The sequence below is a fragment of the Candidatus Thorarchaeota archaeon genome (assembly GCA_021498125.1).
Lineage (GTDB): Archaea > Asgardarchaeota > Thorarchaeia > Thorarchaeales > Thorarchaeaceae > B65-G9.
The window spans coordinates 78,530-101,274 of record JAIZWL010000009.1 but is presented as its reverse complement, the minus strand read 5'-3'; the positions used below and the strand labels follow the sequence as shown (position 1 = coordinate 101,274).

At 46.7% G+C, this 22,745-nt stretch carries 18 protein-coding genes and 1 CRISPR repeat array; of the genes, 1 reads left to right on the top strand and 17 read right to left on the bottom strand.

Going from position 1 to position 22,745, the window contains the following annotated elements; all coding sequences use genetic code 11:
* Positions 1 to 692: 692 nt before the first annotated feature.
* The 15 genes from K9W43_13675 to K9W43_13605 all read right to left on the bottom strand — a co-directional run bounded on the left by K9W43_13675 (position 693) and on the right by K9W43_13605 (position 19,962).
* The gene (locus K9W43_13675) at positions 693 to 2,318 is read right to left on the bottom strand and encodes a winged helix-turn-helix transcriptional regulator (protein ID MCF2138276.1); all 1,626 of its coding nucleotides are present in this window, start codon (positions 2,316 to 2,318) and stop codon (positions 693 to 695) included.
* On the bottom strand, positions 2,302 to 2,961 hold the full coding sequence (locus tag K9W43_13670; GenBank protein ID MCF2138275.1) for a winged helix-turn-helix domain-containing protein: 660 nt from the start codon (positions 2,959 to 2,961) through the stop codon (positions 2,302 to 2,304). The genes K9W43_13675 and K9W43_13670 overlap by 17 nt, the downstream gene beginning before the upstream one ends.
* Positions 2,962 to 3,436: 475 nt before the next feature.
* Positions 3,437 to 4,348 (bottom strand): type I-A CRISPR-associated protein Cas4/Csa1, encoded by a 912-nt coding sequence (gene cas4a, locus K9W43_13665; protein MCF2138274.1) that lies wholly within the window; start codon positions 4,346 to 4,348, stop codon positions 3,437 to 3,439.
* Positions 4,349 to 4,407: 59 nt separating this feature from the next.
* Complete coding sequence (cas6, locus tag K9W43_13660) at positions 4,408 to 5,241, bottom strand: CRISPR system precrRNA processing endoribonuclease RAMP protein Cas6 (GenBank protein ID MCF2138273.1); 834 nt, start codon at positions 5,239 to 5,241, stop codon at positions 4,408 to 4,410.
* Positions 5,238 to 7,352, bottom strand: a complete 2,115-nt coding sequence (gene cas3 / locus K9W43_13655; protein ID MCF2138272.1) for a type I-D CRISPR-associated helicase Cas3' — start codon at positions 7,350 to 7,352, stop codon at positions 5,238 to 5,240. Before cas3 ends, cas6 begins: the two co-directional genes overlap by 4 nt.
* Positions 7,353 to 7,358: 6 nt before the next feature.
* A complete protein-coding gene (cas5d, locus tag K9W43_13650) occupies positions 7,359 to 8,126 on the bottom strand; it encodes a type I-D CRISPR-associated protein Cas5/Csc1 (GenBank protein MCF2138271.1) in 768 nt (255 codons plus the stop codon).
* An 18-nt stretch (positions 8,127 to 8,144) separates the two neighbouring features.
* A complete protein-coding gene (gene cas7d, locus K9W43_13645) occupies positions 8,145 to 9,086 on the bottom strand; it encodes a type I-D CRISPR-associated protein Cas7/Csc2 (GenBank protein ID MCF2138270.1) in 942 nt (313 codons plus the stop codon).
* Between the two features lie 2 nt (positions 9,087 to 9,088).
* On the bottom strand, positions 9,089 to 9,703 hold the full coding sequence (locus K9W43_13640) for a hypothetical protein (protein ID MCF2138269.1): 615 nt from the start codon (positions 9,701 to 9,703) through the stop codon (positions 9,089 to 9,091).
* Positions 9,704 to 9,712: 9 nt separating this feature from the next.
* A complete protein-coding gene (gene cas10d, locus K9W43_13635) occupies positions 9,713 to 12,361 on the bottom strand; it encodes a type I-D CRISPR-associated protein Cas10d/Csc3 (protein MCF2138268.1) in 2,649 nt (882 codons plus the stop codon).
* 196 nt (positions 12,362 to 12,557) lie between these two features.
* Entirely contained in the window at positions 12,558 to 13,196 is a 639-nt protein-coding gene (cas4, locus tag K9W43_13630; protein ID MCF2138267.1) for a CRISPR-associated protein Cas4, read from the bottom strand.
* The gene (gene cas2 / locus K9W43_13625) at positions 13,171 to 13,461 is read right to left on the bottom strand and encodes a CRISPR-associated endonuclease Cas2 (GenBank protein ID MCF2138266.1); all 291 of its coding nucleotides are present in this window, start codon (positions 13,459 to 13,461) and stop codon (positions 13,171 to 13,173) included. Before cas2 ends, cas4 begins: the two co-directional genes overlap by 26 nt.
* A gap of 3 nt (positions 13,462 to 13,464) precedes the next feature.
* Positions 13,465 to 14,499, bottom strand: a complete 1,035-nt coding sequence (cas1, locus tag K9W43_13620) for a CRISPR-associated endonuclease Cas1 (GenBank protein ID MCF2138265.1) — start codon at positions 14,497 to 14,499, stop codon at positions 13,465 to 13,467.
* Positions 14,500 to 14,648: 149 nt separating this feature from the next.
* Positions 14,649 to 17,060: a CRISPR direct-repeat array (repeat unit 37 nt; unit sequence GTCGCAGAAGAAGATCCCAGATTGAGGGGATTGAAAC).
* 192 nt (positions 17,061 to 17,252) lie between these two features.
* On the bottom strand, positions 17,253 to 18,509 hold the full coding sequence (locus tag K9W43_13615; protein MCF2138264.1) for an ABC transporter permease: 1,257 nt from the start codon (positions 18,507 to 18,509) through the stop codon (positions 17,253 to 17,255).
* Positions 18,510 to 19,193 carry an ABC transporter ATP-binding protein gene (locus K9W43_13610; protein MCF2138263.1) on the bottom strand — a complete coding sequence of 228 codons (684 nt, stop codon included), beginning with the start codon at positions 19,191 to 19,193 and terminating at the stop codon, positions 18,510 to 18,512.
* A 10-nt stretch (positions 19,194 to 19,203) separates the two neighbouring features.
* Positions 19,204 to 19,962, bottom strand: a complete 759-nt coding sequence (locus tag K9W43_13605; GenBank protein MCF2138262.1) for a PadR family transcriptional regulator — start codon at positions 19,960 to 19,962, stop codon at positions 19,204 to 19,206.
* Positions 19,963 to 20,205: 243 nt separating this feature from the next.
* Between K9W43_13605 and K9W43_13600 the strand changes: the two genes are divergently transcribed.
* Entirely contained in the window at positions 20,206 to 20,406 is a 201-nt protein-coding gene (locus tag K9W43_13600; GenBank protein MCF2138261.1) for a hypothetical protein, read from the top strand.
* A 72-nt stretch (positions 20,407 to 20,478) separates the two neighbouring features.
* On the opposite strand, the gene K9W43_13595 is transcribed toward K9W43_13600, so the two are convergent.
* Both K9W43_13595 and K9W43_13590 read right to left on the bottom strand, forming a co-directional pair.
* Positions 20,479 to 21,618, bottom strand: coding sequence for an ABC transporter permease (locus K9W43_13595; GenBank protein MCF2138260.1), 1,140 nt, complete (start codon positions 21,616 to 21,618; stop codon positions 20,479 to 20,481).
* Positions 21,615 to 22,745, bottom strand: coding sequence for an ABC transporter permease (locus K9W43_13590; protein ID MCF2138259.1), 1,131 nt, complete (start codon positions 22,743 to 22,745; stop codon positions 21,615 to 21,617). Before K9W43_13590 ends, K9W43_13595 begins: the two co-directional genes overlap by 4 nt.

The window sequence follows — 22,745 nt, the reverse complement described above, 5'->3', positions numbered from 1 at the left end:
GAGGGCCTCATAAGTCTTTATGGGGAGTGGTGATGAGGGGGTGCTGATTTTGCAAGGCCCTTTATAAAGACCACCACAATTGAGGTATAACGTAAAAACGCGATGAGTACACACATAATAGGACAACTTGCATCGGCTCTGTATAGAAAGTTAGTAAAACGTGGTTGTGAAAAGTATGAACACTGGTCTATGTCCAGAATCAAAACTCTTCAGGACCTATCCCGATATGATTAATCAATCCATGTGGACTTTTCGCAGAGCCACTTGCATCATATTAATTTTAAATAGTGGCCACATAAGATCAATTTTACCTGAGCCAATTTCCAGTAGGGGCATTTCCACGCAGATACAATAAACGAGGTTCTGCAAAAAGGCATGGTGATCGGTAATAGTGAGAAACGTAGTAGAGTCAATGTATGAATTGATATGAATAGGACTGCGATACGAAGTCGTGTACATATCCAAACTCGCTTTTCACAGATTCCACAAATAACCGGATATAAAAGACAACTAATAAAACAATCCGAATTGTTGAGATGCAAAATCAAACAAGGATTTTGCTGTAAGACGAACATATCATCTTTACCTATATGATTATGATATTGAGAATGGAGTATGACATCATGACTACTACAAAGACTACACGGACCGATCATTGCATTAACAAATAGGTGGTCTACGCCCATCCGTTGTCAGAGAAGTTGGTCCAGCCAGCTGCGGATCTGATTGACAGGGGAATCCCACATCTGTAATGATGTGTTCCAAAGGTGAAGAGGAATTTTCCAACCGCCATAGAGCGGTTCTCCAAGTAATGCCGTGAAGATGTCCGCATCAAGTGAATCAATGACACGAAGAAGTCTTGTTGAGTCGCCAGCAGGCAGATCCAAGACAACGGTCAATTGATTTTCAGAACTGAGAGAGAGAGTTGCAACAGGCAACCGAAAAGAGAGATATGCAAGTTGGTGAACAGCAGTCCGATCCTCAGTCTGGAGTACAATACGTTCAACAAGTCCCACATTGTGCAGTTCGGAAAAACGAATGATAAGGCCATGTCTTTTCAATAGCCGCAGACGCTTGATAACGATGTTCTGCCCGCTTTTTACAGCTTGCCGGATGCGGGCGACTCCAGAGATCCCAGATTGAACGGCATTTAGGATTTGCAAGTCGAGTTCGATCAAGCGTATCTGAGGCCTACTTCGGAAGTAGGTGATCATCTCCAAATAAGAGGTGAGAGAAGGATCCACTGATAACATATCCGATTGAATACTGTGCCAAGGAATAGACCATTTTTTGCGAACGGAATCATAAAATTGTAAATTATATAATCGACCCGAACGAACGACCTCAAAGAGTTCAATATCAACATTCCACTTAGCGGCTAATCGCTCAAAGCTGGTGAGCGCATGGATGGATGATAGATTATCCGGGACGCAAAAGATTGCAAGAGCATCGGCATGGCCAGTAATGAGATTTTGGAACAGGTACAAAAAAGGGCTATCACGAACAAGAAGAAGCGGATCGACAAGATCACCAACACCTGTGAGGAACACATGAAACATACGGATATTTATCCGAGAGAATGGCGACCAATCAAATTGCCTGAGAATTCCGCGAGCTTTGAGGTCTGCTGTTTTCGTAGATACCCACTGCGGGCTCATACCCAGCTCCTGTGCTATATCGCGAACACTTTTTTCCGGGTGATTCAGGAAGGTCTCAATCAATTTAATTTCGGTCTTGTCGATCCCTGTCGAAAAATAGCGAAACCTACGAGATAAATACCTTACATAATCAGAGAAATGAAGTTCAATGTCACCCCTGTAAAGACTGGTCAACTCGCGAATGAGTTGATAAAGGCCCACCTTTTCGGTCAGACTATAAAGAAAAGAAAAATACTTTGAGGGATAATACACAAGATTGGGAGGTACCTGTATTTTCGGTGTGGTCTTCTGCCACAGATTGAGCCATCGTTCAGACTCTTGGACTGGCAGCTGTTGCCTTGCAAATTCTAGGGACATATCAATACGGCATGAATCACAAACAGGATAGGCAGAGAGTACTTGATTCATACAGGCGAAAGCTATTGCACCGGCAAGAGGAATGTGCTGTTCCAACGGGGCATCTGGAGCAAGTTCGATGTCTGCGGAGTATGTTTCAACAAGATCGCCCCACAACGCAGGAATGTTGAGAGGCACTTGTGCAGACAGAGTTCTGAGGCCAATCTCCTTTGAGATTAATGATGCATACATCTTCCACAGTTTTGATTCTTGTTCACGTTTGGATTGAGAGAGAGGCGATGGAGGATCACGCTTCATCATCATCAGTACCTGGATTCCGAATTTGCCTGAGTCTTAGAATTATCTTTCCGAGATCGGTTATCGCAACGCTCGTTTTTCGTCCGTGTGCCTTTTTGGTCACAAGACCCATTCTTTCAAGTGCTTTGACGTGTTTTGAAACAGAGCTCGCTCCGAGACTCTCACGCGAACCTAATTGGGCCATCGACTCAACGGCACCGCCATTTTTGAGCAATCTTGTGAGAATCTTTCGTTTTTGTCTTAATAGGGTCTGTAGCGATAGTGGACGGAACGCAACAAGTTCTCCTACAACATCGGTGTCGTTTTCACTCACAACATAAACCGTTGCCTCAAGTAGGGCTGCTGCTGCATAGGTGGCTGCTGTCATCACACGGGTCCCGCATGAAACGTTGAATTCCACAACCTCATACTCTTCGTTCTCAACAACAATAGAGAGGATTGATGCAAGAATTTTCCTGTAGTCCCACGGATGAACAAGAACGCCCTCTGCAAAGATCTTGCCCTTTTCGAACCGATCAATCAGGACGGGAAGAAGATGTTCATTCTTTTTTGTGTAGACGAGCACGACCTTGTCAGCACCCTTTTTCATCACTACGTGTTCGATACGCTGATTCGCATGGAGTCCTAGAGTTGCAATGTGCAAACGCACATACCTCACCAATTCCAGAGAACAAGTTGTACCTGAAAAGGTCTCTCGTATTGTAGAAAGTTTCCGATTTTTCAGAAACATTCCGGTCTACGGTCCAATTGAATGATCATTCCTTGTCTATGGATCTTGTGCAGGGCTACTTGGTGATTAAAAATGAATACTATCCCTGAACAACCCGAGTGGCCCTGGTAAACTGACATGGTCTGTCAACAACAGCCTAAAACTTTGGTTTCCTTAGACATCATAAACTGGCCTAAATAGTTCACAGTACCTCTCACGTGTGATCTTCAGCATGGCGTTGAGGTTACTGTTACCCGCTGCCATTGGTAGAGGGACTATGGACCTAATGACCAACGATATGCGACGTACCATCGATAGTTCAACCAGAGCAGGTAGGACGTGATCGTCCTTAGTTTTCACGAAATCTGGTCGCAGTGGTCTATGCATTGCGACCTGTAACTTTTTCGAAATAGTATTAATGGCATTGATTCCAATAGGGACAATCCTCATAGCATTGATCAGGCATTCCGGGATCGCGTTCGTCATAGACCAGCTTCATTGCTTCGTCGCGTAATTCGAGAAACTCCTGACGTAACGGCTCATCAATACTGTGAACGTCATGTTTGATTTGTGGCTCGGGTGCAGTGTTAAACCAGCAATAGATAATACAACCGACATCGACGGGGTATTCATAGATACTCTCAATCACCAGTGCATATCCTGCTGTAGCAAGCCTATGAAATCGCTGCAACCGGCCCGTCTTAATATCCATCACAATTCCTTCTTGTCCATAAGCATCGGCACTGAGATGACCACTTAGTCCAAGATTTCGACCATCAAGACGTTGCTCCACGACTACAGGAATAGCCGTGTTGACTAATGCATCAAGTCCCAAATAAGGCTGAGTCGAGAGAACAGCATCAACAGAATAGGCAATTTGACTCGTGGAAGTATCCCATATCCAGAGCATATTCTTGCCCCATATCTTCGGAGCATATTCGCCACCACGATCAACCACGTCCGGTTTTTTTGTTCGATTTAGAAGATCTTCGATAACACGGTCCCTGATCTCGGACATATGTTGCACGAGCTCAGACCCCGTCATCTTACCTATTGAGTAAAGTATCTTCTTAGCATTTTCAAAAGCAAGGGCCGCAGTCTCATGATAGAGTTTTCCACTAATCATCTTAGGCGTTGTCGGTTTACGGACATGCTCGACATGACGGAGATAGATGTCTCTCATTGTCGCGCAGTATCGCCCAGTTATCTCACTAAGAGAGAGTTGAATATCATACGGTGGATCAATTGGCGGATATTGCCAAGCCCATCCACGGAACCGTTCATCAACAACAACTTCACGAGACCTTCGTCTATAGCGCCTCAACACCCTACGCCGAACATTTTCAGGTAATATGTACAAAATCAGTCCCCCCCTTTGCTGGATAATTATGGTTGATCTCTTCTATCCCAGCCTCTACGACCTAATCGCACTTCCACACGGCCAAACCCCGCAGTTCTATTTTTTCCAACGTTACTCAACTCCGCAAAACGCGATAGGGATGCAGTTAAAGCCGCAAAGGGACTATCATTATCATGAATGCTGTAAACGGTTTCGCCAATGAATCCAATAATCTTCCTTCGCGTGCCCATCCTAATCTCGGTCGTACGGAGATTATAACGACTAATAGAGACCTTTTGTTCAACCCAGTCGCGGTATTCTGAAACTCTCTCGATCAAGGGTAAACGGTCAATATTATTCCACACACGCAAAAGAGATGGAAAGACACGTTCTGGCTGTGGGAACAGAGTGGAAAAGTCGCTACCATAGTGCGAGAGGTGAGTGGGAGTAAGAAACCGCATCACGATCTTGTACGGAGTGCAAAGTGTTGATCGGAACTCATCGGTCCACTCGGCCATAAGAGCCTCAAAATCTAGCTGGGTATAGTCGATTCTGCTGACAGGAAATTGGTAATGATGCAGTCTAATCGTCTTTGGTGGACGGATGATAAGATTTCTAATTCCCGTCCGGAGAGACCCTGCATCCAATACATGCACTGCAAAATTATAGGTCTCCCCTTCATTAAAGAGCGTCTGGAATCGTGTATCTGTCGGAAAAGGAACAAGAGAATAAATCCGGGTCTCATGCGAGTCATGGAGTGTTTTACTCAACTCGGGATCATCCGATTTAAGCATATTGAGAAAGGCCCCACGCAAGGCGGTCCCCGTAAAGTCAAGACTTCCTGTGAACGGACTTTGTAGATAGAACTGGAGAGAGATCAAATCGAAATCACATCCTTCGTTTCATTTGTTCTTTCATGCTCTAGAAATTCAGCAACGAGGGACCAATCCCCGATCACTACACCCCCACTGCTATCTTCACAAAACAGTCGAGGAAGTCGGTAATCAACATTTCTATTCATACGCCACCAATAGAATACAAGATTTCGCATGTCAAGCAGTTCTTCAATAATCTCGCGTAATCGCTGGTTTCTGATTTTTATCGTGATATCGTCTTTTGTAAATACGACTGCTCTTCTTCTACAAATAGCGTTATTTGCAATTGCAACACGAGGATACCCTTGTCGCACAAGATCTTCAATTACAAAGATATATTCGTCAGGAAGGTGCCTGCTACGGACTCCAGACGGAATACGCTCCCAATGCTGTAAAGCCTTTTCCAGATGACCAGTCAGTCGGAATATATCAAATATATCAAGCTCTGCAATGATCGTCCCGGTCTCTCCGGTGATAAACCTAAGTGGAATTTGTACAAGAATCGAGTTCATAGTTCCGCGGACAAGACTGTTTTTAGCAATGACCTTCACATAGAATTTCTTGAGGTATGCCTCTATTTCTTTTTGGTCGGTTAGTCCAAAGTTTTCAACAAGACTATACTCCCCAACGCTCACTGTAGCATTTGCCGAAACAAGATGTTGATAATACTCTGCCGCCTTAGGGACATCAAATATGACTTTGCGGCCCCTGAAGTATGAAACAACTGTGCTCCCTGCCAAGGCCATTGCTAACAAGATCTTCCTTGCTTGTGGACTACACACGAAGCGTGCATATGATGGCAGTTCATTAAATGCCTGCTGAGCCTGATCAATAAATTCGGGATATGAGATTGTATTGACGGCACTCAACCGGCTGGCCATTGGCAATGGGACATATAGTGTACCCGCACAGGAAGCATGTCTTCCACCTCTACCAAATCTCTGGAGAAAAGATGCAAGATCATGAGCCTCGGCCACTAAAAATGGAACATCGAAATCAACACCAACTTCAATTGAAGAGGTGCCAATCAAAATTGCTTCGCGAAGACGGGATATCTCAGGTCGCGCTCTCTTGGGGACAAGACCATGATGTTGAAAGACAATCTCATCAGGGTTATCACCACGGGCAAGAAGGATCTCTTTGACTTGTCGGGCGACATTTATTGCAAATGTAACAGAAGAGAAGATGCCCAGTACTTTTACAGCAGGTGATCTTTCAGAATGCCATTTGTATGAGGTATCATACCATTTAATCAGCTCTTCTGAAACGGCTGAAACATCTTCCAAAGACTGTAACACTGACGACTGAGTACGTATATCAAATTGAGAAATGTACCGTACTTGATGCCTATCAGCCCCACGTTCGGTGTAGACCGGAGTCTTGATTATGTCAAGATCCCGGTATGTACTCTGGAGCAAGTCAAGGGTATCACCATGGGTAGCACTTAGAAAAACAATCTCAAAAGCGGGGTCATCGGGGGAGATGCATAGATCATTCAACATGTAAATTAATCGTGCAAGTGCAGGTCCAGAATACAGATGGAACTCGTCTACAACCAGTGTTTTGAAGGTGTCAATTTGTTCAGCAATCAGACCACTCCTAGCATAGCGTCCTGAGGATATGAGAAAGAGCGTATCAGGATTCGTCAAGATAATCCTCAGACCGCCCCTCTTGTGAGTCCCCTTCAATATTCGTTCCATCGCAACGCCCTTGGAACTATCCTTGGCCATGGAATCAAGTGTTTCACCTGTCAGGTGGATCACATAAACAGTATTGTCATCAACTGGAGAGGGCTCCTCTGAGGGATCCCACACGGAATCGATAAGTCGGACATCGTAATCTTTTTTCTCTAACAGTTCGCAAATAGACACCACCTGATCCTTGACTAGGGCATTAGTCGGATAGATGAAGATAGCAGGCAGTCTCCGTTCGGTGACCCGGGCAAGAGCCGCCAGAGTCTTGCCCGAGCCTGTAGGTGCGTCTACAAGCAAGACCTTCTTCTTGCTCGTAATAGTACGTACTTGGTGTTCGTAGAGATGCTCGATCTGACCCCATTGTCGGTCTGTCAATGTGACAAAGGCGTCACCCACAGTAACGGTGTGAACCGGGTCGCTCACAATAGATCAACTCCCCCATGTCATTGGAAATCTATCAGTCCGCGGGATAGGAATCCGATGAACAAGCCCTTTAGGATCGGTTGCTTCGAGATACGCCCCCTCGAGAACACTATCCGTGATGACAGGCACAGGAGGGATTGTAAGAATCGAACCTTGTAATATTTCGGTCTCATCAGGAAGATCACTGACGGTCACGGGACAAGTAGGACTGAATCGACCCTCCTTAATCGTGTATTCGAGAGCAAAGTGTTTGATCCGTGCTGTTGTGTATTTTTTGCCGATCCGGATAACACTCGGTGGCGGTGGTCCAACAGTATAGAAATAAAAATTGGCGAGAGGAGGATGTTTGTAGTATCCTCCAGTCTTTGGTAGATTGTACCTGTCTTTAGACATCTTATCAAGAAGACTCTCACCGATACTGTTCCACGTGATCAACGTTGGATTGAATCGATTCCAGCGTGTCGAGATCTCCTCGCCAAGTAACAACCTATGGTCTAGCCAATTGGATGTCTTGCTGGCCGAGACTTGCACAAAAAAATCTGTGAACGTTGCGGGTGTTGCATAGATATTCATCTTAGGCAAATCCACGTCGTAAAATGGGGTGGACCCACTCACAAGCCGCCTAATCTCGGGGATATTACGATTCAGGGCATACATCAGTGCGTAGTTCCCAATCACGTCAGCAGGTCGAGCAACCGAACCATAGTCCTGACTAGCATAGAATAGAAAGTCATGACTTGTCATCAACACAACGCTAACGACTGGTTCGCTCATTCAACTCCACTCCTTCTCCTATGACTTGGTCTTCTGCTCTTTAACAGCAAGTTTGACAAAGTCATTAGCCTGTTTCTCCATTGACTTGACAAAGGGTTCATCCACAGAAAGATCTTGGACTGATGATACTAGGTCAGCAACCTCTTCAGCAGAGAGAGTGACTATGTTCTTCCGCGAAGCGCTGAGCTGTACATATTTTTGCAGTATTTTTTCGGTCTCCTTGGCCAAGTCTTCAGACTCCCAGACTGCTGCAAGCTCAAGAGCATATTCAAGAGATGTGATAACCTCTTCATAACCGGCCACTATCCCTAGCACCACATTTCGCATGTCACCCTTTGTCCGGGTCTCAGCACCATATGACTTGGTTGCCAACACAGTCTTCAGGTACAACGCTAGTTCTTGCCACGTCACCGAAGTTAGTGTGACGACAGAGGGAAAGTTGGCAAGTGGTCGGACATTATGTGTGACATTGAGCGCTTGACCAGTCAACTGGGAATTTTCAGCAACGGCATTGAAGGTGATCGATTCCAAGAGATCCTCGTATTTTTCAATCGAGAAGGCGGTAGAATATTCGATCCTGTGCTTGATGTTGTATTTTGCTTTGCCCGAGACGTTTACCGCCCCAAAGAGAACGCAGCGAGGACACTTCATACATAATCCATCTTTCAATTGGCAGGTGATATTACTCACTGTCCTTAGAAAGCGTGAGTACATCCTAGTTTCTGGAGCCTTCTGTTTTGAAGCAAGAAATGCTACTTTGACAACGGGATCTGTACTAGTGATGTCCTCAGGAATCACAACCGTGTTCAATTCTCGGCTCTCTTCAGTACGAAAGATTGTGTAGTCATGTGTTTGCCGTAATAGAAGGATCTGCACCACCCTAGCATCTAGAAGCGGCGAGATTTTGTCTACTAAATATGGTTCAAGTTTTGAAAACGTTGGTGGTATTTTCACAGGCATATCTATTCCTCCTTTCCTCCCTTTTTGTAGTCCGTCCAAAATTCATCCACGATAGGTTTGAGCCCTACAGGCAACGAAAAAGGATCTTCCATCTCGTCGAAAGAATCGTAGACCTCGTCAGGATCGAGATATTTATTTATTTCGTCAATTGATGAAAACCGTTTTTTCAGCCATTCATGGAACTTTTTCTGTATCCAGAGTCTCTGACCGACCAGCTTTTGTTTATAGACGCTGAAGAAGACCTCATCGTCTATGTCCTCGACGGCCTTCAACCACTTTGTTGGTGGAAGCAACTCTTTGAGTTCCTTGAGAAGATCAATAGCAGTATCCAAACGTTCTGCTGCTGACGCGGGAACTCCACGCCGTTGCGATTGCTGGTTTTTGTGAATGTTTAAGATGTAACCCTTGACAGCATCCCAATTAATGTCACCAGTCGTGGTTATCCGTGCAAGCAACTTGCCCACTGGTCCCATCAATGAGTGCTTCGAGTCACTCCCAGTATTCTCAGGATGGAATGTGTCGAGATATTTAACCAAGGCTACAGCAGCCTGATTACGAACTTCCCGAACACGGTCCATATCCGTGGTTTCTTTTTCTTTTTTCATACGAATTACCAAGTTATCACCTCATTCGATTATTATTGGATGATCATCAACGATATCTGGCAAGACATCTAGCCAATTGACCAGTCTTCGTCGGGTCCCTCCCTTGAGTTTCTCTCCGAGTTCAGTCTGTGCCCTTCGAAGAATAGCCCCACGATTCATCGAGAGAATTCTGAGAAGGCGATCCTTGCCAAGTTTCTTTACCTGATATAAAGTGATCAACGTTACAGCCGCCAGCTTTTGCAGTGCATCCTTAACATTCGAGAGAGGCATCTCCTCGGTAATCCCGTAGGATGCAAGTGCAATGGACGCGGGAGCTGGTAATTGAGTGCGTACAAGCCCCTTTAGAGTAAAATCTGAAATGGGCTGGAATCCTTCCATCGTTATTACGCGGGCATGATAGACCACTGCCAAGAGCATCGCCATAAAGTATGTACGTATTGCAGTCGTGCTCTTCGATTCTTCTTTGTCTTCATAGGGTGGATTTCGAAGGAACATGAAAAGATGATTAGGCGTTAAATAGGTTGAACTCTGCAATGGTTGGGGCATTTGAAAATCCATCAGATGGTCAGGTTCAATCTCGATATCTCCGTGCAAGTGCGCGCGAGCAATCTCCTCAAATGTTTCCAGCTTGCCAATACCTACAAGATCACGATATCCAACATTCTCAGGCTTCCCAGCATCATTACGCAAATGCTTGGCCAAATCGTCAACACGTTGTTTAGTCGGGTGTAACAGATCAGAGAGATCTGTTGCGTTGTTGACAATTTCGCCACGAGCTAATAGTTTGTAGATATCGGTCATGTTCCATACTCGGCTAGAGCTGAGACCAATTTTTTCCCTCATTGCAAATGATTGAACACCGTCCGCCCATTGTTTCGCTAATTCAGGACTCAATGAAAGATCGGGTAAAACAATGAACGTAGTTGCCGGAGGTGACGGGAAGAATAACGCACGTAGAGTGCCCTCGGCTATGCAGAGATCACAGACCTGCGCTTTTTTACCGCTACCAATACTAACCCCCGCAGGAAGAAAATTACTGAACTTTTCAGACCCATCTCCAAATAATGGCGCAGGAGCGGTATCTTCAGCTACAGCCCCACACAGACTACAGATCCGCCTTGACTTTTCTTTTCCGGCCTGATACCTTTTCGAAGGGCCATCTGCTTGAGATCTGATCTCAGTGTCCGAGAGAAGTACAAAAGGAACGTGAGCAACATCAGCAAAAAGCAATTTCTTGGATGTTTCTGAAAATATTGGGGGCGCATAACGTTTGTACTTTTTAAGAACTCGAACCATTAGGGTCTCATAGTTTTTAATTAGGATCTTTCGTTTCTTTTCGCGAGGCAGTCTATGGAGATCTTTGGTTCCGACTTGCCATAGCTTGGTAATAATTTCAACACGGGTTGTGAGATCTGCGGTATTTTTAATCTTTTTAGAACATAGCTCGAGATCAAATTCGCCCAAGAGTGCTTTCAACCAATCATTAACATCGGCGGTATACTCGTCGATAACACCTGCTGCTTTTGCAATATCCTGATACTCTTTGAGAAAGCTGGCAACATAAATTAGAAAACTAAAATCAGAACCCATTTCCGCAAGGGTCTCATCACGATCTGCACCGATTTGTTTGAGGAAGGTTTCTACAGCAGGTTTATGCTTTGCCTTTGCCGAATCATAAAGTGACTTGCCATATTTCTTGTCCTTGTTAGTTGTAGGCATATTTGAGATATGCGCGAGTATTTGGGGGATCGAATTCACATCAGCCAGATGCACACAGGGCCAAGTAGTCTGAGTCAATGGCCCAATTACTGCATTAGTGATGTGTGTTTTGTAAAATGTTGTTCCTTGGAACGTCGTGACCTGATCATCAAGCAACTCTTCAAGACGCTCCATCACATTATCCGGTATTGTTGGCTCCCCTACAACTAAGTATACGGTTCCACTTCCAAAATACAACAATGGAATATAGCCACATTCCTTCATGAGTTCTAGAAGCGCTTGATTCAGAAAGGTCGTCGTGAGCCCACGGATCATTGAGAGCTCATGATATTCGAAAGAGACTGTCTTATCCGTCGGAAGATCAAGATCATGTGCACGGCGAAGAATCTCAGCGGGAGTTTTGATACTCGCAATGGCATCGGACAGCCTGACAACAGGCACCAATGCATCAATTGGACCGACCTGTTTTTTTCTCCGAGCGGCATCTGCTCTATTTTGTGTATCGTGAGTGTACACAATAATATTCAGAATGCGATCTGCGAACTGGGAAATCTTGACAGTGTGACCGGGATCCATTGCAGCCTCAGCCTGTTGGAGAAGGTCAACGAGCCGTGAACGTTGGTCATCAGACCCATCATCATGAGAGAAGGCACTCCCTTGGACCCGCTTGCCGCTCATAAAGCTTAAAGCTGCTGACTGCCACTTCTCATCCGCTTTTTGGTAATCATGTAGAAATCCGGCCAGACACGCGATGATAACAGAATCAGTATCAAGATCGAAGAGGTTTTCAGCAAGTACCTTGGTCACTGAAAAAGTGTTTAACGCATGAACAAAGAGAGACTGTTTATGTTCTCTTCCAAATTTAGCATACTTGAAATTCCACTGCTGGTCAAGTGCCATTGAGATGAGGCCTCTTCGGATCTGTTCAAGTTTATCGGCTTGGCTGGACATAGCGTGACATATCTCCCGTCATTTTCGTCTTCTCAACATATACTACCCCCACGGACAATATAAGCAGCAATCCCGAGCATGTAGACTGCGCTAAATGATACAGTTCCATGAGAATTTTGAAGGAGACCCTGCGCTCACGGGTAGCGGGATTAAAGTGATTGCCACTTAATAGGGAATTTTAGTACTCCTCTGGCGCTCACAGATCACGACACTGATCCGCAAATCCACACCCGACACGAGAGTATCGACATTCTCTACGCGGTTCGGGAACAACTCCAGCATCGAGCAGATCGCGGATACGTCTAAGATAGACCTGTGCTCGACGCTTCACGCCCTCGGTCAGAAAGACCTGAACAGTCTGCTCGTCTTTCATATAATGCAGATAACCCCTTCGGACAATTGTATCATAGTGGTCCTCAATGAGCAACGCAATGACAGCAAGCTGATATTTGTGATCTAACCGCACCTGCCGATTTTTGCTGACCATCGCTTTGAACTCGACAGGGATATACTCCCCCTCATTCGTTATCACCAGCATGTCCACCTTACCGTGGACCTGTAATCGCGGTGATCGAAAAAAGAGCTCGAACTTACGTTTTGCAACAGTAAAAGGAAAACTCTGCTTTAGCATATTCCGCCTCCGCTTTTCATGGTCCGCTATACGCACATGATCTTTCTTTGCATCCGGTTGTTGCGAACTCATGATCGGTCGAATTTGAACTACCCGCGTGAAATACGTGACACGAGGACAGAAAACGTACTGCTTGACATCAGTTGGTGTGAGAAAATTCTCCTCAACATCCAGGTCTTCAGAAAAACGATACTCGAACTTCATCTTTCTCCATCTCCTTCTCTGCACCAAGCACAATACGTCCATTAAAGCACGAACTACAGAGTTGAAATATCACAATTGAATCGGTCTCGATCCCATCATTCAAGAACCGTCGCATATCAACAATTAGAGAGTTGAAACTATGCCTCATCAGCTCTCCCTGAAACGCACTGAATTGAATCCGTTCAAGACCATAGTCCTTCAGACGTTCACTGATCTTTCCCCGTAGTCCATCATCTGTAATATCATAGATCACTATGATGTGCATGTATTACCACCTCTGGATAAATGGGTCGTACTTGTCCTTCTGTCGCCTCAGAACCTTCACGACCATCCACGCTTGGCGTTGGATCACATTCTTGAGAGAGATCTTTGAATCATCATAGGTCACTCGCTCATCCAGTCGCTCGATAACGGACTTGGCCACATTTTGTCTTGCCAATTTCGATAATTCTCCCTCTGCGATAATTTCTCTTGGCGGAAGACTTCCACGTATTACCACTGCAATAACGGGTCGATCCACGATCTGTTGCCTGAATTCCTCAATAAGATCAAGGACGAGCGAGGGCCGGCCTGGTCTGTCCACATGTAAAAAACCAGCAAACGGATCTAGACCAGCTATTGTTACTGCTGACCAGATCGCTGTGTATAGCACTCCATACCCGTAATTGAATAACATATTCATCGGATCCCGTGCGCCTCGTGTCTCTCGCCCAGTAAATCCCAGCTCCGGCGGGAGAATCTTTGCGACCCCCTCCCAGTAGCTCTGTGCGGCACGACCTTCTATATTCATGATCGTCTGGCGAATCTCACCAGTCAAACGTCCCTCTATCTCCACAAGATCTTTGATTGCTGTATCGACCCTTTTGCTTTGCGCAAATAGATAGTCCGAAGTTTCAGGAGATGTCCGCGTCCTGTTCTTAGCCCATGACTTTAACAAGTTGCGCTGGTTAGCTAACTTTCCTCTTATGAAACCTAGTACCAACCTTGTTGCTATTGCTGATTCAGCCTCTAAATATTGCGCTCGCCTCGTGATTACTGTACCATGACCCTGAACCGGTGTGAGAAATCCAAATGGCTTGCCACTTGAATATGTGAATGCGATCTGAACCCGGTTCACTACTGCTAAGTACAACGCTGCACTACTAACCGATACCCCTGCCGAGGAAATTATGATCCGCTCTACCTCACTTACCGGAAATTCAGCTAGTGCCTTCCCAGACTTCTTTACTACAAACCGTTCCCCTTTCTTCCCTAAGAAAAGTCCAAACTCATCTAAAATGATCGATTCCAGTTCAAACCCCACCCTCTAGGATTTTGTACTATATTGTCGCGCCCATTTTAAAATGTGGTGGTCTTTATAAAGGGCCTTGCAAAATCAGCACCCCCTCATCACCACTCCCCATAAAGACTTATGAGGCCCTCTTTCCTTATTTTTCATGGGTTTTTGCCCGGGTCGCAGAAGAAGATCCCAGATTGAGGGGATTGAAACCGCTTAACGATTGTCCCGGGTCGACGCCCCTTCGGCAGCAGTCGCAGAAGAAGATCCCAGATTGAGGGGATTGAAACCAAACCGTGATCTCAGGTACTGACCGACAGATGGATCGATGTCGCAGAAGAAGATCCCAGATTGAGGGGATTGAAACTTTGAGAGAATACCGAGCAGATAGGCCGTCGATGACGCATGTCGCAGAAGAAGATCCCAGATTGAGGGGATTGAAACGTATTTTGGTGTAATTTACCATACTTCTTTCCAACAATGCAGTCGCAGAAGAAGATCCCAGATTGAGGGGATTGAAACAGAGGAGGCTACGGTCTTCGCATTACTGGGGGTGCCATGTCGCAGAAGAAGATCCCAGATTGAGGGGATTGAAACTTGGCAGCGGTGCGGTCGTGTGGGTCTACATCGACGAGTCGCAGAAGAAGATCCCAGATTGAGGGGATTGAAACTATCCTCTAGACTATATGGCAAATCACACGGTACATGTCGCAGAAGAAGATCCCAGATTGAGGGGATTGAAACATCAGGAGGCCTTATCGACCGCCCGACAGTCGCCCTCAGGTCGCAGAAGAAGATCCCAGATTGAGGGGATTGAAACCCGCGGTGGCTCCGTTAGCTCACGAGTCTATCCGTAAACACGTCGCAGAAGAAGATCCCAGATTGAGGGGATTGAAACACACGAGGGTCATAACGCCGTAACGATATTCGCCACGACGTCAGTCGCAGAAGAAGATCCCAGATTGAGGGGATTGAAACACAGCTGATCCTGGCAGCAGTGACCCATCACCACAACGTCGCAGAAGAAGATCCCAGATTGAGGGGATTGAAACAAAGTGTCTTTTGATCTCATTATGATACATTCCATCCTGAGGTCGCAGAAGAAGATCCCATATTGAGGGGATTGAAACTATATGAGGTACGGCAGCTTATCCTGAAATCGATCAGGTCGCAGAAGAAGATCCCAGATTGAGGGGATTGAAACGTCCCGAGGAGGCATTGTGTCGCGCTGTGCCATGTTAGTCAGGTCGCAGAAGAAGATCCCAGATTGAGGGGATTGAAGCAAGTTGATCTGGGGATTGCGATCTTCCGCTTCGGATTTGCCGGTCGCAGAAGAAGATCCCATATTGAGGGGATTGAAACTCAGGATAGCATCTGTGTAGGATTAGCTATTTGTCATTATTCGTCGCAGAAGAAGATCCCAGATTGAGGGGATTGAAACATCGCCCAGTCTTCTTCGAATTTTTCCGAGAAATTTTCGAAACGGTCGCAGAAGAAGATCCCAGATTGAGGGGATTGAAACTTGATCAACACATTCAAGTCGCCGGAATCTTGAGGATCTTCATGTCGCAGAAGAAGATCCCAGATTGAGAGGGATTGAAACTGAGGATGATACCATACGTGGGACATACTCTTCGTGCGCATCGGGAGGTCGCAGAAGAAGATCCCAGATTGAGGGGATTGAAACCGTGCTGAGCAGTGTGTAGAGGGAAGGTCGTCAGCCGTGAGTCGCAGAAGAAGATCCCAGATTGAGGGGATTGAAACCTACGTCAGTCATCAGACTGCTTGCTCCCTACCGAATAGTCGCAGAAGAAGATCCCAGATTGAGGGGATTGAAACGCATATCTCTGGCACACGCATGAATTCATCATCACAGTCGCAGAAGAAGATCCCAGATTGAGGGGATTGAAACCACGATCCAAGTCGTGGTCTATATTTCACAGTCCATGTCGCAGAAGAAGATCCCAGATTGAGGGGATTGAAACCATGATAGAATCGGGTGATTCCCAACTTTCCATAGCAGTCGCAGAAGAAGATCCCAGATTGAGGGGATTGAAACAGAAGAGGGTGGGCCGTTGGAGTGTCCCCATGACGGTGTCGCAGAAGAAGATCCCAGATTGAGGGGATTGAAACTTATTCACGCGGGACCCAATCACAGAGCGATACGGCCAGTCGCAGAAGAAGATCCCAGATTGAGGGGATTGAAACAGCGAATCATATGGTTTCCATATTGGTACATGTTCAGGTGTCGCAGAAGAAGATCCCAGATTGAGGGGATTGAAACGTATCTCATGGCCGATGACCAACGGGAGCCTCTCAGACTGGGTCGCAGAAGAAGATCCCAGATTGAGGGGATTGAAACAGAAAGAAGGCGACGTACCTCTCGACAAAGAATAATACCGTCGCAGAAGAAGATCCCAGATTGAGGGGATTGAAACTGAAATGAGCAATCTGGTATATGATATTCCTGGGGTGGGTCGCAGAAGAAGATCCCAGATTGAGGGGATTGAAACGTGAAGAGGCTCGTCCCCGTAAGGGGCTCAAAACCAAGGTTACAAAATAAGATCCCAGATTGAGGGGATGCAATTAACACCTTTTCTAATCTCTCGCATCTAAGAAGAAATGATAATTCTTTAACAACCAATTCGGATATAGACCATTTTGTAATAGAATCAGATGACATAAGAGCACGATGATAACTGAAATATTTCGAGAACAGGACTAATGGGATGACAAAGAAAAATAGAAGTATGCACCATAAAGATGCACACTTGTTGTAATTACTCATAGCGAAGAGCATCGACCGGTCGGAGGCGTGACGCTCTCCATGCAGGATAGAGTCCAAAGACCACGCTGACCACGATTCCAAAGAACATAGCCCCAAGGAGGACATTGATGCTAAAGACCGGAGTAAAGGACGGGAATGACATTGGTCGAGGACCACTAAGTGACGAAGAACCAGTAGTCAATCGAGAGAAGATAGTCGCTACAAAATAGCCGAGGCCAACTCCAAAGACTGCGCCAAGCAGACCGATCAACATAGCCTCAGTGAGGAAGACGGCCATGACAGTCCGATTCTTCATGCCCAGCCCTTTCAGGATGCCGATCTCACGAGTCCGTTCCATCAGCGAGACGATCATGATGTTCATGATCCCGACGCCAGCAACAAAGAGAGAGATCGCGGCGATCCCGACGAGCAGGGTGGTCATCATGCCGAGTGCATTATTTATGGTGTCAAGCACAGCGGTTGGCGAGGTCACTTTCACAAGGTCCTCGAAGGCATCCTCAATTGCCTGAGTAACATTGTCGATCGTAGTCTCATCACCATTGACAAGTTTGACGACTATGTTCGAGACCTCCTCAGTATCAAAGAAGTCCTGAGCATCAGAGATGGGGATATAGATCCCAGAGTCCGAGGGGCCCATTGAAAACGCACCGATCTCATCAAGCACACCAGCCACAATGAACGATCTGTTCGTTGTGACAAGACTGCCATTCACCCGACCGGTCCATGAGAGAGTGATGTTATCGCCGACTACCACGTTGCGCGTCCCGTTCTTCCAAGGATCAGCAATGGTATGACCAACAACAACCTTGCCTTCTGGAGAGCTGAGAGGGATCTCACCTTCCACTGTGGAGAAGGTGCTGTAGACCTGGGCGTACTTTTCAAAGTCCACCCCACTGGTGGGCAAGGTATACTCAGTACTGTTGAAGTAGACCTTACAGGTCTTTGACATGACAGGAATAGCGGTCTGCACGCCGTCTATCTTAGTAATCGTATCAGTATCATTCACCAGCAGTGTAAAGTCCGAATCGGGACCACTGAAACTCATCCGACTGTTACCTACGATCAGAGTGTCGGACGCTAATCCTTCTTCTAATTGACTGGTCATTGCCACCTGAAAGCCCTGAGTGATGGACATCAATGCTACAATTGCAGCGATCCCGATGACCACACCTAGCGTAGTCAGTCCTGCTCGCAATTTTCGTAGCCGTATTGCTGAGAACGAGTATGAGAAGATGTCACGTACTTTCACTTAGTTGGCCTCCTCCGCAATGATTAGGCCGTCACGCATTCGTAGAATTCGACTGGCCTGCCGACCGATCTCTTGGTCATGTGTCACAACGATCACGGTCACCCCGAACTGCTCATTCAATTCTCTGACCAGAGTCATGATCTCCAGAGCGGTCTTCGAGTCGAGATTCCCGGTCGGTTCATCCATCAGAATGAACTGTGGATTGTTGACGAGGGCACGGGCAACTGCAACGCGCTGCCGCTCGCCACCACTCAGTTCAGCAGGTCGATGATGCATGCGATCCGTGAGACCGACATTCTCCAACATCTTGACTGCGCGTTCTCTCCGCTCCTTCCTACCGACACCTGCGATCGCCAGAGGAAGTTCTACGTTACCAATGGCATCCAGTCGTGGAATGAGATTAAAGAACTGGAACACAAAGCCAACGTTCTGTCGTAGGTCGGCAAGGAGATTGTCATCGGCAGTGCTTGTGTCCTTTCCTGTGATCACCAGGCGTCCGGAAGTTGGCCTATCCAATGCCCCGATCATGTTCAAGAGGGTGGACTTTCCGCTTCCAGAGGGACCAAGGATGGAGATATACTCTCCTTGCTGTACTGAGAAACTGACACCTCGTAGTGCCTCAACAGGCACTTTTCCCAGCATGTATGTCTTGGTTATTTGTTCTACTTCTAATACTGTGCTCATTATCGGCACCTCAGTCTGATGACTCTCGTTCGTGTTCAAGCTCAGAGGCGAGTGCCTCAATCTTCTTCGCGGCGGTATTCAGAATCCGGACTACCTTCTTCTTCACATCTGTCGAGGCATCTTGGCCCATGAGCGGGCCCAGTCCACGTAGACCTTGCAAGATTCGAAATCCTGCCTGAAGGATCGGATCATCCCGGCCCATGCCAAAGAGAAAGAATGGCGGGATCATCCCACTGGACAGACGACCTTGCATCTGTTCTAGGAGACCCTTCTCCTGCTCTATGAGATCAAGACCCTTTTTCGTGAGCCGATACCGCTTCATCCCTTTCTGCCCATGGAGAGTCTCCTCAATGATGCCGTTCTTCTTCAGACGCGCCAGCAGAGGATAGATGCTTCCAGGTTTAGGCCTCCACCGACCACCGGTCTCAGCCTCGATCGCATCAGCGATCTCTGACCCGGACATCGGCTTTTCCATAAGAAGCCTGATCGATCGTAGACGCAGAAATCCCTTCGGGACAGTTGCCGTATGACGCATCCATCCAGATTTGAAACGTTCCTCTATAGAGGCCACCAGTTCTTCAGAGAGATAGTATTTCTCATTGACTTCTACAATAGGAAGAAACTCTGAGAACACACCGGTCAGCCGCATCTTGAACGTCTTTGGAAGTCCAAGTTCTTCAAGCGTCATTGCGGTGTCAGGACTCAGAGCACCCTTCTCACGAAAGGTCTGAATGACTTGTTTGAGCATTTCCGGCATCTGTGGGAACAATCGATCTTTCTCCTTGGGATTCGTTTTTGTTCTGTTCTGACCACGAACAAGCGGTCATATCATATCTGATATCACACGTGATATCACATGTGATATATATAAGGATTTCTGAAGTGTCATCGAGAAAAAGTTCGACGATCGACGGCACAGAGAGAGCAGGTGTGTTGAAACGGTAGCACGTGACTAACGGAGTACAGACCAAAGTTCATAAACGGACAATCCTATGCAAACGCAGGGAGTAATATGACAATTTGCCCATTTTCAAGACAGGAGTGTCTAAGAGAGGAATGTGAACTCTGGATAACGGCCGAAGATCTACTTGCAACAACAGCACATCTTCCGCAATTTGCAAAACAGATGGCGGCCATGAGCACCCAGTTCATCCGTTCGGTGATCAAGGATGGAATGTGCTCCATCAAATACGGCCTGAGTTTCAAGACATAGTGTGATCCATGGAAAAAAGTGAGAGGGCCTCATCAAAGGCCCTATTTTTTTACTCGTGTAGAAGACGGTAACTCAACGTTTCAAGAGATGCATGGTTGTAAATGTCCGTTGAGCCAACCATAATAGAGGCCCGAGCAAGACCAGTGCGAAGACCCAGATCACAGCGAGGTCCCACACAAGGGTCAGACTTGTACCGTTAATGAAGATCGCCACAAGCGAGCGGTACACATTGAAAAATGGCGTAAAGAGATTTACAGGCTCAGACCCGATTCCTACTATTAGCAAGGGGGCAATACCTCCACAGAGGATCCAATAGCAGAGAGATAACATGGCGGTCAAGGGGACAAGATACACTGAGTTCTTGAACAAAGAACCAAGGAGTGCACCAATGGACGCGCTGAGCAGACCTAGTGGGAGGGTCAGCAAGAGGAAGATCAGTAGATCGCCCTGTGGCCAGACACCGAAGCCCACGAGACCTAAGAGCAAGAGCACCGGAACGACCAGATAACTGCTGATGACACCACTCAGGATCTTCCCAACAAAAATGGAATCGACGGGAGCGGAAGAGAGAGTGATCTCGTCAAGCGTATGCGCTTCGAACTCGTTAGTCACAGCAGACCCTGCAATGTACATGCTCACGAACATGATTGAGAAGATGGCAATTGTCCAAGACATATATGCAAGCCGTGGCAGAGAGACCTCCTGTGTAGTCGATAGAGTAAAGTCAACAGATGCGTCGTCGCCCAGATATTTTTGATAGAACAGGTCCACCTTACGTATGATCGGCATCCGCAGATTTTTGGTGGCGTCCTCGTGAATGTTGTTGACCCGGACTTGAATGTGAGCGGACGATCCGTTTGCCACACTATTCTCGAATCCGTCGGGGATCACTACAACGACCAACACATCGCCATTAGCAAACAAGCTGTCAGCGGTCTCAGCATCAGTCCTGATGATCATAAGATTTGGTGGAATGGAGTCATGTTCTTCAAGGGTCTCAATGAGTCCATTTGTATAGTAACCCGGCGAGCTCTCTTCAACGACCAGGGCGACTGAGATCCCAGAGGAATAGATCCCGCCCATCAAGATGAAGAAGGACGAATAGTACAGTAGAGGCAAGAGAGTCACAATGAACAGCTTTCGCTTGTTACGGCGCAGAGTTCGCAGTTCCTTACGCACAGTTGCACTGATGACATACATTCGGGAATTCATTCAATCGACCTCCTACTCAATAGAACCGCCCCAAGAACAGTCAAGAAGGCCCACCAGAAAAATAACATAAATACGGGAAATATCAACAGGCCCTGAGATCCTATAAAGAAGGAACGGATCCACAAGTCAAGTGCATAGGTCATTGGCGATAAGAGAGTAATGAATCGGTAAGGTGGCGGCAATAGGGAGACTGGGGCGAGACCACCACCTGCAAAATATCCCAATATCGTTATGATCACAGATAGAAGAAGGGCCTGCTCGCGATTTCCTACAGCGTTACCGATGATCTCACCTATAGGAGCAGTACCGAGAATGGTCAGAATAATCACTCCTACAAGAAGCAGAGGCTCTCCAGTTGACGGAAGACCCAAGGTCAAAGCAATGAACGGAATCACGAACACAAGCCCAATCATGGATCGAGGAATTGCGGCGATCGTTCTACCAAGGATATAGGAGATTCTGGGGGCGGGCGAGTTCAAGGTCTCGTACAGCGCACCGTGCTCGATATCGGCTGCTGCAAGCATGGCCTGACCACCAATAGCACAGGCAACCACTGAGAGGAGAATTGCACTGACACCACTATAGCTAAGGAGAGAGGGTGTAATTGGTAACAAGAGGGTCTCATCAATGGCCACACGTGCATTCGATTGATCAAAGTCCGGAGCGTATGCATGCTGGTTGAATAGAAGAACAGCGGTCTCTACACGGTGTACATAGTTCTTGACAACATCATCATTTACATTGTTGATATGTAAGACCACACTGGCCTTTTCGCCAGCCGTAATGTTCGCCCCAAATCCTTTGGGGATCTCAATATATGCTATCAACTTCCCGGATTCAAGACGACTTGCTGCTTCTGCAAGATTGCACCGTTCTACAGTGAACCACGGGTGATCTGTCGTCGAGGTCATATTCTCAATAATGGCCGCCATGTTACCAGCCTGTGCCGAAGTATCATCGACGACAAGTCCTACAACAAAAGACTCGCCACCACCAACAGTCGGAAAGAGAGCGACATAAACAAGGATAAGAGCTGTGGGTACAATGATGCTCGGTCCGATAAATCGGGGATCCCGGCGAGCCTGTTTCAATTCTTTTCGGACAACTGCATAGATCTCACGTAGCAT